The sequence below is a fragment of the Acidovorax carolinensis genome, assembly GCF_002157145.1.
Taxonomy (GTDB): Bacteria; Pseudomonadota; Gammaproteobacteria; order Burkholderiales; family Burkholderiaceae_C; genus Acidovorax; species Acidovorax carolinensis.
On sequence record NZ_CP021361.1, the window covers coordinates 1798185 to 1814148 of the forward strand.

13 protein-coding genes and 1 pseudogene are annotated in these 15964 nt (G+C 65.3%); 9 read left to right on the plus strand and 5 right to left on the minus strand.

Going from position 1 to position 15964, the window contains the following annotated elements; all coding sequences use genetic code 11:
- Positions 1 to 17: 17 nt before the first annotated feature.
- Both CBP34_RS08455 and CBP34_RS08460 read left to right on the plus strand, forming a co-directional pair.
- Positions 18 to 980 carry an alpha/beta hydrolase gene (locus CBP34_RS08455; protein WP_094097767.1) on the plus strand — a complete coding sequence of 321 codons (963 nt, stop codon included), beginning with the start codon at positions 18 to 20 and terminating at the stop codon, positions 978 to 980.
- Positions 981 to 988: 8 nt separating this feature from the next.
- On the plus strand, positions 989 to 1849 hold the full coding sequence (locus tag CBP34_RS08460; RefSeq protein ID WP_094097768.1) for a YbgC/FadM family acyl-CoA thioesterase: 861 nt from the start codon (positions 989 to 991) through the stop codon (positions 1847 to 1849).
- Positions 1850 to 1969: 120 nt separating this feature from the next.
- Here the strand turns inward: CBP34_RS08460 and CBP34_RS08465 are convergent, their stop codons facing one another.
- From CBP34_RS08465 to CBP34_RS08480, 4 genes and pseudogenes are all read right to left on the minus strand, one after another.
- Complete coding sequence (locus tag CBP34_RS08465; RefSeq protein ID WP_094097769.1) at positions 1970 to 3253, minus strand: O-acetylhomoserine aminocarboxypropyltransferase/cysteine synthase family protein; 1284 nt, start codon at positions 3251 to 3253, stop codon at positions 1970 to 1972.
- A gap of 111 nt (positions 3254 to 3364) precedes the next feature.
- The gene (locus CBP34_RS08470) at positions 3365 to 6094 is read right to left on the minus strand and encodes a cation-translocating P-type ATPase (protein ID WP_094097770.1); all 2730 of its coding nucleotides are present in this window, start codon (positions 6092 to 6094) and stop codon (positions 3365 to 3367) included.
- 213 nt (positions 6095 to 6307) lie between these two features.
- The gene (locus CBP34_RS08475; RefSeq protein WP_094097771.1) at positions 6308 to 7336 is read right to left on the minus strand and encodes an IS30 family transposase; all 1029 of its coding nucleotides are present in this window, start codon (positions 7334 to 7336) and stop codon (positions 6308 to 6310) included.
- A gap of 141 nt (positions 7337 to 7477) precedes the next feature.
- Positions 7478 to 9413, minus strand: a pseudogene (locus CBP34_RS08480) (peptidase U32 family protein).
- Here CBP34_RS08480 and CBP34_RS19985 point away from each other — a divergent pair.
- The 6 genes from CBP34_RS19985 (at position 9297) to CBP34_RS08505 (ending at position 14327) form a co-directional block, all read left to right on the plus strand.
- Positions 9297 to 9599, plus strand: a complete 303-nt coding sequence (locus tag CBP34_RS19985) for a hypothetical protein (RefSeq protein WP_236748611.1) — start codon at positions 9297 to 9299, stop codon at positions 9597 to 9599. The pseudogene CBP34_RS08480 and the gene CBP34_RS19985 sit on opposite strands and share 117 nt — an antisense overlap.
- A gap of 93 nt (positions 9600 to 9692) precedes the next feature.
- Complete coding sequence (locus CBP34_RS08485; RefSeq protein WP_094122703.1) at positions 9693 to 10841, plus strand: branched-chain amino acid ABC transporter substrate-binding protein; 1149 nt, start codon at positions 9693 to 9695, stop codon at positions 10839 to 10841.
- An 83-nt stretch (positions 10842 to 10924) separates the two neighbouring features.
- On the plus strand, positions 10925 to 11566 hold the full coding sequence (locus tag CBP34_RS08490) for an FMN-binding negative transcriptional regulator (protein ID WP_094097772.1): 642 nt from the start codon (positions 10925 to 10927) through the stop codon (positions 11564 to 11566).
- Position 11567: 1 nt separating this feature from the next.
- Entirely contained in the window at positions 11568 to 11819 is a 252-nt protein-coding gene (locus CBP34_RS08495) for a hypothetical protein (RefSeq protein ID WP_094097773.1), read from the plus strand.
- A 65-nt stretch (positions 11820 to 11884) separates the two neighbouring features.
- Complete coding sequence (gene tadA, locus CBP34_RS08500) at positions 11885 to 13279, plus strand: tRNA adenosine(34) deaminase TadA (RefSeq protein ID WP_094097774.1); 1395 nt, start codon at positions 11885 to 11887, stop codon at positions 13277 to 13279.
- A gap of 70 nt (positions 13280 to 13349) precedes the next feature.
- Entirely contained in the window at positions 13350 to 14327 is a 978-nt protein-coding gene (locus tag CBP34_RS08505) for an LD-carboxypeptidase (protein ID WP_094097775.1), read from the plus strand.
- Positions 14328 to 14334: 7 nt separating this feature from the next.
- Here CBP34_RS08505 and CBP34_RS08510 read toward each other — a convergent pair whose 3' ends face one another.
- Positions 14335 to 14685 carry a hypothetical protein gene (locus CBP34_RS08510; protein ID WP_086912234.1) on the minus strand — a complete coding sequence of 117 codons (351 nt, stop codon included), beginning with the start codon at positions 14683 to 14685 and terminating at the stop codon, positions 14335 to 14337.
- A 266-nt stretch (positions 14686 to 14951) separates the two neighbouring features.
- Between CBP34_RS08510 and CBP34_RS08515 the strand changes: the two genes are divergently transcribed.
- On the plus strand, positions 14952 to 15881 hold the full coding sequence (locus CBP34_RS08515; protein WP_094097776.1) for an adenylate/guanylate cyclase domain-containing protein: 930 nt from the start codon (positions 14952 to 14954) through the stop codon (positions 15879 to 15881).
- Positions 15882 to 15964 lie beyond the last annotated feature (83 nt).

A 15964-nucleotide genomic window follows, 5' to 3' on the forward strand; every position in this document is an offset into this window, starting at 1 on the left:
CTTCAGAGACTTGACCGTTGACTGACCTGCACATCCACCACACCCGCCTCACCCCCCAGATGCGCAGCGTGCTCGAGCGCATGGCCCGAGCAGGCCATCCACCGCTGCATACCCTCTCGCCCCAGCACGCCCGTGTGGCTTACGAAGCCGGGGCCGGCGTGCTGGAGGTGCCCAAGGCCACTCTGGCGCGCGTGGAAGACCTGCACATCCCGGCCCGTGACGGCCATGGGTTGCCGGCGCGGCTTTATGCACCATCCACGCATGCCGGGCTGCCGCTGCTGCTGTACCTGCATGGGGGCGGCTTCACCATTGGCAGCATTGCCACGCACGACATCCTGTGCCGCGAACTGGCTCGACTGGCCGGGTGCATGGTGGTGTCGCTCGACTATCGGCTGGCGCCGGAAAACCGCTTTCCCACCGCCAGCAACGATGCCTGGGATGCCTTGGCCTGGCTCGCCGGCAACGCGCAGACCCTGGGGGCCGACCCCGCGCGGCTGGCCGTGGGCGGCGACAGTGCCGGCGGCACCCTGGCCGCGGTCAACGCCATCCTGGCGCGGGACGCAGGCTTGCCACTGGCGCTGCAGCTACTCATCTACCCCGGTTGCGCGGCTCATCAGGACACGCCATCCCACGCCACATTTGCGCGTGGCCTGGTGCTGGAGGAGCCGGCCATCAGCTGGTTCTTCGGCAACTATGTGCAAAGCCGCGCGGAGCGCGAGGACTGGCGCTTTGCCCCGCTGTTGGCACCGGACGTGGAGGGGGTGGCACCCGCCTGGATCGGCCTGGCCGAATGCGACCCGCTCGTGGACGAGGGCGTGGACTACGCCGACAAGCTGCGCCTGGCCGGTGTGCCGGTGGATCTGGATATCTACCGGGGTGTGACCCACGAATTCATCAAGATGGGCCGCGCCATTCCCGAGGCGCGCCAGGCCCATGCCGACGCAGCCCGGGCGCTGCGCCAGGCATTTGGAATGGAGTGAAGCAAAGAATGCAACAACGCAGTGACTTCCGTTGTGTTCACCGCCTGCGCGTGCGCTGGGCTGAGGTGGACATGCAAAAGATCGTCTTCAACGCGCACTACCTCATGTACATCGACAACGCCATGAGCGACTACTGGCGCGCGCTGGCCCTGCCGTATGAAGCGAGCATGCTGGCACTGGGCGGTGAAATGTATGTGAAGAAGGCCACGCTCGAATACCACGCTTCGGCGCGGCTCGATGACACGCTGGATGTGGGCCTGCGCTGTGCCCGCGTGGGCAATTCGTCGAGCCTGTTCGAGGCGGGCATTTTCACTGGCGACCAGTTGCTGGTGTCGGGCGAACTGGTCTATGTGTTTGCCGACCCCGCCACACAAAAGTCACGGCCCGTGCCGCCTGTGTTGCGCGCCATCTTTGAAGATTTCGAGGCCGGCGCCGAGATGGCCGAGGTGCGCACCGGCGACTGGAACGCATTGGGCCGCGATGCGGGCCGCCTGCGCACTGCCGTGTTCGTGCGCGAGCAGGGCATTGCGGCAGACATCGAGGCCGATGCGCTCGATGCCACAGCGCGCCATGCGGTCGTTTACAACCGCCTGGACATGCCGGTCGCCACGGGCCGCCTCCTGCAGCAGGCGCCCGGCGTGGGACGCATCGGCCGCATGGCGGTGGACCGTTCGGTGCGCGGCGCGCAGTGGGGGCGGCAATTGCTGGACGCGTTGGTTGAAGCCGCCCGTGCCCGCGGTGACAGCGAGGTGCAGTTGCACGCACAGCGCAGCGCCGAAGGGTTTTATCGTCGGGCGGGTTTTGCCGTGACGGGCGAGCCGTATGAGGAAGCGGGCATTGCGCACATCGCCATGGCGCGCAGCGTGTAAGCGACGGCTTTTGAAAAGGAAGCCGCTGGCGCCCCACCCTTGGCGCTGCCCAGCCCCGTCCCAGAAAACATCAAAAACACCGGCCACGCCCTTCAAACCGCGTGGCCCGGAGTGCTTCGATTACACCTTCTCCAGCGCCTGAACCAGGTCGGCCTGCAGGTCGTTGATGTGCTCGATCCCCACCGACAGGCGCACCATGTTCTCGCTCACGCCGGCCTTGGCCAATTCGGCGGGGTTGAGCTGGCGGTGGGTGGTGGAGGCCGGGTGGGTGGCCAGGGATTTGGCGTCGCCGATGTTCACCAGGCGCGTGAACAGTTGCAGGGCGTCGAGGAAACGGGCCCCTGCGGCGCGCGGGTCGGCGTCACTGGCTTTCAGGCCGAACGACAGGATGCCCGATGCCCGCCCGCCCATCTGGCGCTGTGCCAGCGCGTGGTCGGCATGGTCGGGAAGGCCCGCGTAGCGCACCCATTCCACCTTGGGGTGGTTTTGCAGGAATTTCGCCAGCGCCAGGGTGTTGTCGCAGATGCGGTCCATGCGCAGCGGCAGGGTTTCGATGCCTTGCAGCGTGAGCCAGGCGTTGAACGGCGACAGCGCCGCGCCCATGTTGCGCAGCGGCACCACGCGGGCGCGGCCGATGAAGGCAGCGGCGCCCAGGGCCTCGGTGTAGACCACGCCGTGGTAGCTGACGTCGGGCTCGTTCAGGCGCTTGAAGCGGGCCTTGTGCTCGGCCCACGGGAACTTGCCGCTGTCCACGATGATGCCGCCGATGCTGTTGCCGTGGCCATTCATGTACTTGGTGAGGGCGTGCACCACGATGTCGGCGCCATGCTCGATGGGGCGGCACAGGTAGGGGCTGGGGACGGTGTTGTCCACGATCAGTGGCACGCCATGGTCGTGCGCCACCTTGGCCAGCGCGGCGATGTCGGTCACGTTGCCCAGCGGGTTGCCAATGGATTCGCAGAACACGGCCTTGGTTCGGGCGTCGATCAGCCCGGCAAAACTGGCGGGGTCGCGCGGGTCGGCAAAGCGCACCTCAATGCCCTGCTGCGGGAAGGTGTGGGCGAACAGGTTGTAGGTGCCGCCATACAGCGTGCTGGCCGAGACGATGTTGTCGCCAGCTTCGGCAATGGTCTGGATCGCTGCCGTGATGGCCGCCATGCCCGAGGCCACGGCCAGTGCGGCCACGCCGCCTTCGAGGGCCGCCACGCGCTGCTCCAGGACATCGGTGGTCGGATTCATGATGCGCGTGTAGATGTTGCCCGGCACCTTCAGGTCGAACAGGTCGGCACCGTGCTGCGCACTGTCGAACGCGTAGGCCACTGTTTGGTACAGCGGCACAGCGGCGGACTTGGTGGTGGGGTCGGGCGTGTAGCCCGCGTGGACGGCAAGCGTTTCGATGTGCATGGTTGGCAGTCTCTCTGTCGTGAAATGTTGTGGATGGCCCGCATGGTGGGTTGCCAGCGCACATTCTTGCACCGGCAGCCGTGGCGCCCCATCGAATCGTTTGCTATGTGCTTATGCGACGGGGTCGTCGATGGCGCTGGCACTGGCCCGACGCTTGCGCCGCCACGCCTTCTCCAGCTCGACCACGCAATACACCACCAGCGCCGCAGCCACGCAGATGCCCAGCTCGCCCAGGCTCAGCGGCTCGGTTCTGAAAATGGGGTTGAGAAACGGCACATAGATGGTGGCCATCTGCAGCGCAAACGTCAGCAGCACGGCGCCCAGCAGGGGCCGGTTGCTGGCCAGCCCCAGGCGCCACAGCGGCTCGCTTTCGGAGCGGATGGCCATCACATGGGCCATTTGCGCAAGGGTGAGCACGGTGAACACCATGGTCTGCCAGTGTGCGTGGCCGGTGTGCAAGGCCCAGGCCTGCACGGCCAGGCACAGGCCGGCGATCAGCAGGCCCATGCCCAGGATGTGCTGCCACATGCCCTGGGCAAACAGGCTCTCGTTCGGCGGGCGGGGCGGGCGCTGCATGATGCCGCGCTCGGCCGGTTCTGCCGCCAGGGCCAGGCCGGGCAGGCCATCGGTCACCAGGTTGACCCACAGGATGTGGATGGGCAGCAGTGGAATGGGCAGCAGCAGCAATGGGGCGAGAAAGATGGTCCAGATCTCGCCCGAGTTGCCGGTCATGGCGTAGCGCACGAACTTGCGGATGTTGTCGTAGATGCGCCGGCCTTCCCGGACGGCCGCGACGATGGTTGCGAAGTTGTCGTCCAGCAGCACCAGGCTGCTGGCCTCGCGTGCCACATCGGTGCCGCCTTTTCCCATGGATACGCCGATGTCGGCGCGCTTCAGTGCCGGAGCGTCGTTCACGCCGTCGCCCGTCATGGCCACGAAATGGCCCTGGGCCTGCAGCGCTTCGACGATGCGGATCTTTTGCGCCGGGTCCACGCGGGCATACACATGCACCTGCTCCACCCGGGCACGCAGGGCCGCGTCGTCCAGCTGGGCCAGGTCGGCACCGGTGAGCACGGGAGCATCGGCATGGGCCACGATGCCCAGGCGGTGCGCAATGGCGCGCGCTGTAGCGGGGTGGTCGCCCGTGATCATCACGGGGGTGATGCCCGCGCTGATGCAGTCGTGCACAGCGGCCTGGGCTTCGGGGCGCGGCGGGTCGATGAGGGCGATCAGGCCCAGCAGCTCCATCTGGCTTTCCACGTCATCCAGGGCATTGGTGTCGGGCAGGCGTGCGTGGTCACGGCGTGCCAGGGCCAGTACCCGCAGGCCTTGCGTGGCCAGCTGGTTGGCCGTGGCCAGCACGGCGGCGGTATCCAGCGGCTGCCCGCCTTCGGGTGTCCACTGCGCCGTGCAGCGCGGTAGCACCGACTCGGGGGCGCCCTTGGTGTAGGCCACGAAGCCACCGCCGCCGCGGTGGAAGGTCGTCATGCGTTTGCGGTCAGAGTCGAAGGGCTGTTCCTGCACGCGCGGGGTGGCGGCATCGAGCTGGGCCTTGTCCAGCCCGCCTGCATGGGCGGCCAGCACCAGGGCAGTTTCGGTGGGATCGCCCTGCCAGTCGGTTGGGTGGGCGTCAGGTTTGGGGGTAGTGGTGGCGGTGCCGTCGTCGTCAACACGGGCGTGGCGTGCGGCATCGTTGCACAGCGCAGCGGCGCGCAGGGCCTCGGCGTGCACGGGGCCGGGTAACGGGTCGCCAGGTGCCCAGCGCTGGCCCTGGGCCAGCAGCAGCTCTGCGTGCATGTGGTTCTGGGTGAGGGTGCCGGTCTTATCGGAGCAGATGGTGGTGACCGAGCCCAGCGTTTCCACCGAAGGCAGCCTGCGCACCAGCGCCTTGACCGCCACCATGCGGCGCGCGCCCAGCGCCAGCAGCACCGTGACCACGGCGGGCAGCGCCTCGGGGATGGCTGCCACGGCCAGGCTGATGGCGGTGAGGGCCATCAGCAGGGGGGATTCCCCGCGCAACACGCCCACCGCAAAGATCACGATGCAGATGGCGATGACCCCCAGGGCCAGGCGCTTGCCGAAGGCCGCCAGGCGCAGCTGCAGCGGCGTGCTGCGGTCCTCGCCGCCCAGCAGGCGGGCCACCTTGCCCAGTTCGGTGTGCATGCCGGTGGCCACCACCAGACCGCGCGCGCGGCCGTGGGTGGCTGTGGTGCCCTTGAAGGCCATGTTGACGCGGTCGCCCAGGGCGCTGGTGTCCTGTGCGGCCAGGGTGTCCGTTTGCTTGGCCACGGTGACGGATTCGCCCGTGAGGGCCGATTCGTCCACCTGCAGTTGCGCGATCTCGATCAGGCGCAGGTCTGCCGGAATCTGGTTGCCTGCCTCCAGCAGCACGATGTCGCCGGGCACCAGCACGCTGGCGGGCACCACCTGCACTTCGCCGCCGCGCAGCACGGTGGCATGGGCGGCGGATAGCTGGCGCAGTGCGGCCATGGCCTGGTCGGCACGCCAGGCCTGCACAAAGCCGATGATGGCGTTGAGCACCACGATGACCAGGATGACCAGCGTGTCGGTGAGGTCTCCGATCACGCCCGAGATCACGGCTGCGCCAAGCAGAACCAGCACCATGAAGTCCTTGAACTGGTCGGCCAGAAGCGCCAGGGGGCCGCGCCGTGCGTGGTCCTGCAGTTCGTTGGCGCCGTGCTGATGTGCGCGCTGCGCGGCTTCGTCATCGCGCAGGCCGGTGCGGGGATTGACGCGGTACGTTGCGGCAAGCTCCTGGGCGCTGCGCAGGTGAGCTTCAGAGGGGGTGACGTTGGCAGGGTAAGTGGGATCGGTCTGCATGCAGTATTTCCGTAGAGGCAATGAACGATGCCCGAGTGGGCTCAGGCATGGTGCGGTGCATTCACGGCGGGATGCTGCTGAACCATAGCCCAAATGCATGACAGCCGTGCAGCGCTGCCGTAGCGTGGTGCAAGAAAAAATTGCTATACAAAATATAGCTGCTTGCGCTAAGTTGATAAGGGCGGATTCAAGTCCAAGTGCAACAAATATTCATTAATGCACTGAATCAGGCTGTAGGGTCAGCCGGGCCAAATGTTCGGCATAAACCTCAATGGGCTTGCTCCACCCCAGAGTCATCCTGGGGCGCCCATTGAGCTCATCGGCTACGGCATCCAGATACTCCTGGCTATAGCCGCTCAGATCAGTCCCCTTGGGGAAGTACTGCCGCAGCAATCCATTGGTGTTTTCGTTGGAGCCCCGCTGCCAGGGGCTGTAGGGGTCACAGAAGTACACCTTCATGCCCGTGTTCTCGGTGAGCTTGGCATGCTCTGCCATCTCACTGCCACGGTCATAGGTCAGGCTCTGGCGCATCGGGCTGGCAATGCCATTGAGCTTGTCGCTGAAGGCCTGCAGTACATGTGCCGCTGTCGCCGGGTTGGGGTGCGGCAGCTTGACCAGCACCACCAGGCGGGTCGTGCGCTCGACCAGCGTGCCAATGGCACTGGCATTGCCTTTGCCCTTGATGAGGTCGCCCTCCCAGTGCCCGGGCAACTGACGATCCTCAATCTCGGGTGGGCGCACATGGATGCTCAGCAGGTCGGTGATTTGCCCACGCCGATCCTCGCCTTTGGAGCGCGGCCAGCGCTTGGCGCGGGCCATGCGCAAGCAGGCCACCAGCTCCTTCTTGAGCTCTCCCCGGGGCTGGGCGTAGATGCAGGTGTAGATGCTCTCGTGGGACACTTGTTTGCGCTTGTTGTCAGGGTGCAGTTTCTTCAACTGCCCAGCGATTTGCTGGGGAGACCAGTGCCGGAGCAGATAGTCGCGAACGATCTTGAACAAAGGTCCATCGCGGTGCAGTTTGGGCTGGGGACGGGCAAAGCATCTGCGCCTGTCGCTGCGTTGCTGGGCGAACTTGGAGGTGTAGGCCTTGGCGCCCGCATTGCGTTGGCATTCCCGGCTGATGGTGCTCTTGCAGCGCCCCAAGGCCCGCGCTATGGCGCTGAGGCTTTGCTTTTGCTGAAGCCCCAAGGCGATCGCATGGCGCTCGCTCTCGCTCAACTGCTGGTAATTCTTCTTTGTCATCTTGATCTCAATTCTCGGTGTTGCACTTCGGAATTGAGGCCGCCAAGCGTTTCATGGCGTTTTCAACAAAACGCGTGGCTGACCGCACACAGTCTGCCAGACGAGCAAATCGCTCGGCACTGGACCATGTCGGGAGGTCTTTCAGGGGCGAGCCTTGTAAAAAGCCACGGGGGCTTCGGGTATCTGCTGCAGTACAGCGCGCTTGATCTTGCCCACGACATGCATTTCACAGGGCTTGCAATCAAAGCGCAAGGTCAGCTTTTCCTTGCCGTTGATGAGCATCAAGGGTTCGGCCTTGATCGTGCCCTGCACACCGGTCACGCCCTTGGCCTGTTTGGGGCACAGGCTCATCGAAAAACGCACGCAGTGCTTGGTGATCATGAGGCTGACATCGCCTTCTTCCTCGTGTGCCTCATAGGCTGCTGCGATTACCTTCACGCCATGGCGCGCATAGAAGTCGTGCGCCTTGTGGTTGAACACGTTGCCCAGGAACGAGAGCGTGTCCTCGGGGTAGGGCGCCGGGGGCTCCACCGGCGTGGCACGCGGCAGGCGGGCAAAGTTGCGGGCGCGGTTGGTCTCCAGGTCGGTCACGGCATCGCGGCGCAGGGCGTTGAGTACCGAGGCGGGCACGAACCAGGGCTGCGACAGCTGCAGCGCAATGTCATGCACCGCGAACACCGTGGCGCCAAAGCGGCCGAGCTGCTCGCGCAGGCTGGCTTCGGCCTTGGCGGCATCGGTGGCGCTTTGGTGGGGCTGCTGCACGTCGGCACAGCCCACGTTGCCGTCCTCGTCGGTCAGCATCAGGCTGAAGCCGGAGGGCGTTTCGCTCAGGTGCGCCCACAGGCCGATGCGGCGGTCGCTGGACTTCTTCTCCAGCGTGCGCACCCAGTCCATGTCGCGGTTTCGGTTGATCTCGGTGCCCTTGCGCAGGTCCTTGAAACCCTCCATCGGGTCCTTGGGGTACACGCGCCACTGGCCCACGCTGCGCGCCGACACGGGCTCGGCCACGTTGATGGCCAAGCCGATCAGTTCCTTTTGCAGGTCGTAGTAGCACAGGCCGTCGCCGTTGTGTAGCACGGTGGCGGGGTCGCTCACCTCCAGCTCGACAAAATTGGCGCCCATTTTGGTCACCCAGCCGATGGCCTGGCCGGGGTTCTTGGGGCTGTCAAAGGCGCCGATGTTGTCCTTGCGGCCGGTCACGAAGTAGTCGGTGAACTCGCGGTTGAAGTTCTGCAGCGGGTCGGGCGTAAAGGTGAAGGTGGTGCGCCCGCTGGACGAGCGCGACAACGGGTGGCCCGAGGCCTCGCGTTCTTCCAGGATTTCATCGAGGAGCGTGCGGTAGTGGGCCGTGATGTTCTTCACATAGCCCATGTCCTTGTAGCGCCCTTCGATCTTGAAGCTGCGCACGCCCGCATCGATGAGGGCGCGCAGGTTGTCGCTCTGGTTGTTGTCCTTCATCGACAGCACATGCTTGTCGTGCGCAATGAAGCGGCCCTGCGCATCGGTCACCTGGTAGGGCAGGCGGCAGGCCTGGCTGCAGTCGCCCCGGTTGGCGCTGCGGCCGGTCTGCGCATGGCTGATGTTGCACTGGCCGCTGTAGGCCACGCACAGCGCACCGTGGATGAAGAATTCGATGTTGGCGCGGCCGGGGCATCCACCGGGCCCAGCGCCTTGTGCACGGCCGCAATCTGCTGCACCGTGAGCTCGCGCGCCAACACCAGCTGCGACAGGCCGGCATCCTGCAGGAAGCGCGCTTTTTCAGGGGTGCGGATGTCGGTCTGGGTGCTGGCGTGCAGCTGGATGGGGGCAGGTCAATCTCCAAGAGACCCATGTCCTGGATGATGAGGGCATCGGCCCCGGCCTCGTATACCTGCCAGGCCATCTGGCGCGCGGCTTCCAGCTCGTCGTCGCGAAGGATGGTATTGAGGGTGATGAAGATGCGGCTGTTGAAGCGGTGCGCATGCGCGATCAGGCGCTCCAGATCACGGATGTCGTTGCCTGCACCGGCCCGGGCACCAAAAGCGGGGCCGCCGATGTACACCGCATCGGCGCCGTGGTTCACGGCCTCAATGCCAATATCGGCGTCGCGGGCAGGGGAGAGCAGTTCGATCTGGTGGGGCAGCAAGGACATGGCGGGGATTATCCCAGCGCCAATTGCCGGGTGCCGTTTTCCGCAGCAGATTGGAGGGATGCTGGCTTCGGCGCTGGCGGGCCAGTTATTAGCAAAATTTATACCGATGAAAATGCCTTGCTTGTTTGCTAATGAGGGGGCTGCACCCGAACGCGGGCGTACGATGCGGGGCTTTTCACAGCCTTGCAGGCTGCGTATTTTTATATGAATGGAGATGAAGCCGTGATGTCTACTTACCGCCTGCGTTTTTCCCTGCAATGGACGGCTGCTGCCGCCCTCGCCGTGGCCTCTAGCGCCACGCTGGCCCAGGATGTGCAAACCGTCAAGATCGGCCATGCCGGCCCGATTTCTGGCGGCATTGCCCACATCGGCAAGGACACCGAGAACGGTGTGCGCATGGCCGTGGATGACCTGAACACGCAGAACCTGGTCATTGGTGGCAAGAAGATCAAGTTCGTGCTTGCCGCCGAAGACGACGCGGGCGACCCACGCCAGGCCACCGCCGTGGCACAAAAGCTGTGCGACCAGAAGGTGGCGGGCGTGGTGGGGCACCTGCAGTCGGGCACCTCCATTCCTGCATCGTCGGTTTACAACAAATGCGATCTGCCGCACATCACGGCATCGGCATCCAACCCCGACCTGACCAAGCCTGGCTACAAGACGTCCTTCCGCCTCATCGCCAACGACAACGCCCTGGGTGCCGCGCTGGCCCTGTTTGCGGCAGACGCCCTCAAGCTCAAGAACGTCGCCATCATTGATGACCGCACGGCCTACGGCCAGGGCGTGGCCTCGGTGTTCAAGGCCACGGCCCTGCAAAAGGGCCTGAAGGTGGTGGGCGAGGAGTTCACCAACGACAAAGCCACCGACTTCATGGCCATTCTCACGGCCATCAAGAACAAGAAGCCCGATGCCATCTTCTACGGTGGCCTGGATGCACAGGCTGGGCCCATGCTGCGCCAAATGGAGCAACTGGGTCTGGGCGATGTGAAGTATTTCGGCGGCGACGCGCTGTGCACGCCCAAGCTGCCTGAGCTGGCCGGCAAGTCGCCCTCCGTCAAGAACGTGACCTGCGCGACCGGCGGCGCATCGGTCGACAAGATGCAGGGCGGTGCGGAGTGGAAGAAGCGCTACGACGCCAAGTTCCCCGGCCAGTTCCAGATCTACAGCCCCTACGCCTACGACGCAGCCATGGTGCTGGTGGATGCCATGAAGCGCGCCAATTCGGTCGACCCCGTGGTGTACGGCCCCTTCCTGAGCAAGACGCAGTACAAGGGGGTGACGGCCAACATCAGCTTCACGCCCAAGGGTGAACTGGTGACACCTGCCGTCACGCTCTACACCTACAAGGACGGCAACCGCGTACCGCTCAACTGATCGACGCTGGATGCACCGGGGCCTACCCGGCGTAGGCCGGGCGCCACCCGTGGCCGGGGTTTTTGCCACTACAGTGGGGCCCCATGTACCTGCCGCCCCAGTTCCATTCCAACGAGCCGGCCCATGCCCGCGCGCTGATGCGCGAGCACCCGCTGGCCAGCCTGGTCTCTACCGACGACGATGGTTTTCCCTTCGTCACCCACCTGCCGCTGCATGTGCAGGAGCGGGGCGACGCGCTGGTGCTGCTGGGCCATTGCGCGCGGCCCAACCCGCACTGGCGCTATCTGCAGGCGCGGCGCGAGGCCCTGGTCACATTCATGGGGCCGCAGGCCTATCTTTCGCCGTCGGTGTACCCCGATCTGGCCCGGGTGCCCACCTGGAACTATCTGGCCGTGCACTGCCGCGTGCACGCCCGCCTGATCGAGCAGCCCGCCGCCAAGGATGCACTGCTCAAGCAGTTGATCGGCGACCATGAGCCGCCCTATGCGCAGCAGTGGCGCGGCCTGGGTGAAGCGTTCGCTCACAAGATGCTGGCGGGCATCGTGGCGTTTGAGCTGGAGGTGGTGGAGTTGCAGTGCAAGCTCAAGCTCAACCAGCATCGGCACGAATCCCACGCTGCCATGCACGCGCAGTACCTGCAAGGCAGTCATGATGCCCAGGCACTGGCGAAATGGATGGAGCGGCTGGGCATGGTGCCCGAGTCCGCAAGCAAACCGGAGGTCTGAAATGCGTGCTGTTTTTGGATTGGTGGGCCTGGTGGTGGCGCTGGCCATTGTGGGTGTTCTGGCCAAGAAGCAACTGGCGGCCACCCGCACCCCGGTGCCCTCGCTGCAATTGCCTGCAGCGTCGGACGGTGCAGCCAGCCCGGCGCCGACGGGGACGGTGCGCGAGCAAAGCCAGCAGGTGCAGCAGCAGGTCAGGCAGCAGATGGAAGGCCTGATGCAGCAAGCCCGGCCCATGCCCGACGACTCCAAGTAAATATTGAATGAAAAAGGCCTGTAGCGCTTATCCATAAAGCGCTGTAAGCTATTAAATATATAGCAATGCAGTTGCAGCAAGACGAGCACTGGATGCGCCAGGCACTGGCCCAGGCCCAGGCCGCCGCATTGGCGGGCGAAGTGCCGGTGGGGGCGGTGGTGGTGAAGGACGGCCAGGTGATTGCCACCGGCCGCAACGCCCCGGTGTCGGGGCACGACCCCACCGCGCACGCTGAAATCGTGGCGCTGCGCGCCGCGGCGCGGCAGCTGGGCAACTACCGGCTTGATGGCTGCACGCTTTACGTCACGCTGGAACCCTGCGCCATGTGCAGCGGCGCCATGCTGCATGCGCGCGTGCCGCGCGTGGTGTTTGGCGCAACCGACCCCAAGACCGGCGCCGCGGGTTCGGTGCTCAACCTGTTCAGGCATGCCGAGCTCAATCACCACACCGAGGTGCATGGCGGGGTGCTCGCACACGATTGCGGCGCGCTGCTAAGTGCGTTTTTCCGCCACCGGCGCACCCAGCAACGCGCCCAGGCGCTGGCAAGCCACCCGCTGCGCGACGACGCCCTTCGCACGCCCGACGTGGCCTTTGTCAGTCTGCCCGACTACCCCTGGGCGCCGCACTACACCAGCGACCTGCCCAGCCTGGCGGGTCTGCGCATGCACTATCTGGACGAGGGGCCCTCTTCGCAGGCGCCGCGCACCTGGCTGTGCCTGCACGGCAACCCGAGCTGGAGCTATCTTTACCGCCGCATGATCCCCGTGTTTCTGGCGGCGGGAGACCGCGTGGTGGCGCCTGACCTGATTGGTTTTGGCAAGAGCGACAAGCCCAAGAAAGACAGTTTTCACCAGTTCGCATGGCACCGGCAGGTGCTGCTGGAGCTGATCAACCGGCTGGATCTGCGCAACACGGTGCTGGTGGTGCAGGGTGCGGGGGGCATGCTGGGCCTGACCTTGCCCATGGCCATGCCCGAGCGCTTTACGGGCCTGCTGGCCATGAACACCTTGCTGGCCACGGGCGATGCACCGCTGCCACCCGGCTTGGTGGCGTGGCGCGCGATGTCTGCCAAAAAACCGCTCTACAGCGTCGCGCGCCTGCTGGCACGTGGCAACCCCCATCTGCGCGATGAGGAATGCGCCGCTTACGACGCGCCGTTTCCCGACCGCGGCTACCGTGCCGGGCTGCGCGCCTTTCCGGCGCTGGTGCCCGGTCATCCGGACGCCGAGGGCGCTGCCGTTTCGCGGACAGCGCGTGGCTTCTGGCAGCACGAATGGCAGGGGCGCAGCCTGATGGTGGTGGGCGCGCAGGACCCGGTTCTGGGCATGCCTGTCATGCAGGCGTTGCAGCGCAACATTCGGGGCTGCCCGCCACCCATGGTGCTGCCCCACGCAGGACACTTCGTGCCGGAGCATGGCCAGGCGATTGCCGCGCAGGCTGTGGAATACTTCTCATCCTGAAGGCGTACGCCCCCCGAGGCGGCGCACCCCCGATTTCTTACGGAGCAGGCCGCTGTCCGGCCTGAACGCTTTGCCCCAACACCACGACCCGTCGCACTGCGAACACGACCACGGCCCCCAGCACATCTACATCTACTCGCCCGCAGGCTCCATCCGCGACAAGGCCGCTTTCAGGCGCGCCATTGCGCGCCTGAAGGCCATGGGCCATGAGGTGGAAGTGGACCCCGACGCCCAGGCGGTGCACACGCGCTTTGCCGGCGACGATGCCACGCGCCTGGCGGCCATTCACCGCGCTGCAGCCAGCGGGGCCGACGTGGCGCTGATCACCCGCGGCGCTTACGGCCTCACGCGCATCCTGCCGGGCATTCGCTACAAGGCAGTGGCCAAGGCCATTGATGGCGGAACGAAATTCGTAGGCCTGAGCGATTTCACGGCGTTCCAGATGGCCGTGCTGGCACAGACCGGTGCCGTGACCTGGGCCGGCCCCGGGTTGATCAGCGACTTTGGCGTGGAGGGCGAGCCCGACGACATCATGCTGGCCTGCTTTGATGACCTGCTGACGGGCCACGGAGAGGGTGCCGGCTGGCGCATGGCGCGCGAAAAGCCGCTGGCCGACGGCAAGCCGGCTGTGCCCGATGCGTATGTGAAGAATGCCACCCTCTGGGGCGGCAACCTGGCCGTGCTCACCGGCCTGGTGGGCACGCCCTACCTGCCCGCGGTGCGCGGCGGAATTTTGTTCGTGGAAGACGTGGGTGAACACCCCTACCGCATCGAGCGCATGCTCACGCAACTGCTGCACGCGGGCATCCTGGCCCAGCAGAAGGCGGTGGTGCTGGGCCAGTTCACCAACTACAAGCTGGCGCCCCACGACAAGGGCTTCAAACTGCAATCGGTGGTGGACTGGCTGCGCAGCCAGATCAAGGCGCCCGTGTTGACCAACCTGCCATTCGGCCATGTGGAGACAAAGGTGGTGTTGCCGGTGGGGGCGAAGGTGTCGCTGTCGGTGGAAGACCGCGATGCGCTGCTGTACTGGGGCCACCAGCACTGACCGCAGATCAGTGGCCTGCGGGCCGCGATGCACCACCGCCCAGTGCGCGGGGCAGCTGCCCCTGAAACAGCGGTGTCAGCTGGGTCAGCGTGGCATGGGCAAGGGCCTCACCCCGCAGCGGAACCAGCAGCGTGCGCAGGTCACTGCGCAGATACCACAGGGCCTCGATGTCGCTGGCATAGCGCAGCCGCATGTTCATGCGGGCCACGTCACTGCCACTGAGGCCCACCAGGCATTCGATCATCGCGTGACGGACTTCTTCGAGCCCATGATTGCGTACCCAGGATGTCGAAGCAGGCGCATCGCGGCCCAGAAGGCCGTGCAGACTGTTGCGAAGATTGGGTTTGTTCCAGCGCATGAAAAATTGGCAGGCATTTCTGCGAGTGGCAGGATGGCTCAAGTTACGCGGGAGCGAGACAGCGCGCAAGGGGGATGCTCCTTTTTTTGCATAAAGACAACACGCTCGTCCTTTTATTGCCAAGTTTTTTCATCATCGCGCCAACGCCGCCATGCGTGGCTACCCTGTCTACCTGAACGGGGCAGTGTGCTATGCCATTTAGGGCGTGCGCTGGCGCGCGTCATGCTCTAGACTGGTCTGAGTAATGCAATGAGAGGCTTGTGTCCATGAGTGTTTTGTCGACGGTCGTGTTTGCGGATATTTCGGGCAGCGCGTCGTTGTATGAAACCCTGGGCAATGAGCGCGCCACCGAGGCCGTCACCCGGGTCACCCATTGGATCGGTGGAACCATAGAGGCGCACCACGGGCGCATCGTCAAGAACCTGGGAGACGGTGTTCTGGCGATTTTTGGTGACGCAGCCAGTGCCGTTTCCGCCGCAGCGGCGATGCTGCGCGGACACCAGGAACGGGTGAGCCGGTGGCCCCTGCCGCTGCGCATGGGCATACGCGTAGGCGTGGCCAGCGGCGAGGTGGTGGATGTGGATGGCGACTGCTACGGCGACGCCGTGAACGTGGCCTCCCGGTTGTGCGAGCGCGCCGGGCCCGCAGAAATCTGGGCCACGGAAACCGCCGTACTGCTGTCAGGCGCCGCGCCCTCGGTGTGGTATCGCAAGCTCGGGATGATGGAGATCCGCGGCAAGGCCGAGATGCTGATGCTGTACCAGGTGGAGTGGCGCGAAAACGAAGAGCCAGACTCGCTGACCATGCAGGCCACGCTGGCCAGCAACTTTGCGCCCGTGGACTCGATCCTGGGGCAGATTCAGTTTTCGTGGCACGGAATCGACCTGTCCTTTACCTCAACCGACGTTCCTGTACATATCGGCCGTGCGACCGATGCCCGGTTGTGCATCAACGACCCGCGCGTTTCGCGCCTGCATGCGCGCATCGATTGGCGCAACACGGGCTTCGTGCTGACCGACATGAGCAGTTTTGGCACCTGGGTGCGCTTCGAGGGCAGTGATGTCCCCGTGCAGTTGCGTCGCGATGCCTGCATCCTGCATGGCATCGGCGAGATGGCTCTGGGGGTCTCATTCGCTGATTCGAGTGCGCCCGTCGTCAAATTCCAGGTGGCCGGAGGCAACGCGCACCTGGGTTGAGCATTCATGCCCACTGCGCCCAGCGGGGGCCAACGTGTCAGGCAATGCCGCACGCAACGGAGCGTGGCCCCCATCACCAGAGC

Coding starts and splice junctions, on each gene's coding strand:
- CBP34_RS08485 (WP_094122703.1), top strand. CDS start 9,693: ATGTCTACTTACCGCCTGCGTTTTTCCCTGCAATGGACGGCTGCTGCC.
- CBP34_RS08515 (WP_094097776.1), top strand. CDS start 14,952: ATGAGTGTTTTGTCGACGGTCGTGTTTGCGGATATTTCGGGCAGCGCG.
- CBP34_RS19985 (WP_236748611.1), top strand. CDS start 9,297: ATGCGCGATCAGGCGCTCCAGATCACGGATGTCGTTGCCTGCACCGGC.
- CBP34_RS08495 (WP_094097773.1), top strand. CDS start 11,568: ATGCGTGCTGTTTTTGGATTGGTGGGCCTGGTGGTGGCGCTGGCCATT.
- CBP34_RS08510 (WP_086912234.1), bottom strand. CDS start 14,685: ATGCGCTGGAACAAACCCAATCTTCGCAACAGTCTGCACGGCCTTCTG.
- CBP34_RS08490 (WP_094097772.1), top strand. CDS start 10,925: ATGTACCTGCCGCCCCAGTTCCATTCCAACGAGCCGGCCCATGCCCGC.
- CBP34_RS08475 (WP_094097771.1), bottom strand. CDS start 7,336: ATGACAAAGAAGAATTACCAGCAGTTGAGCGAGAGCGAGCGCCATGCG.
- tadA (WP_094097774.1), top strand. CDS start 11,885: ATGCAGTTGCAGCAAGACGAGCACTGGATGCGCCAGGCACTGGCCCAG.
- CBP34_RS08460 (WP_094097768.1), top strand. CDS start 989: ATGCAACAACGCAGTGACTTCCGTTGTGTTCACCGCCTGCGCGTGCGC.
- CBP34_RS08465 (WP_094097769.1), bottom strand. CDS start 3,253: ATGCACATCGAAACGCTTGCCGTCCACGCGGGCTACACGCCCGACCCC.
- CBP34_RS08470 (WP_094097770.1), bottom strand. CDS start 6,094: ATGCAGACCGATCCCACTTACCCTGCCAACGTCACCCCCTCTGAAGCT.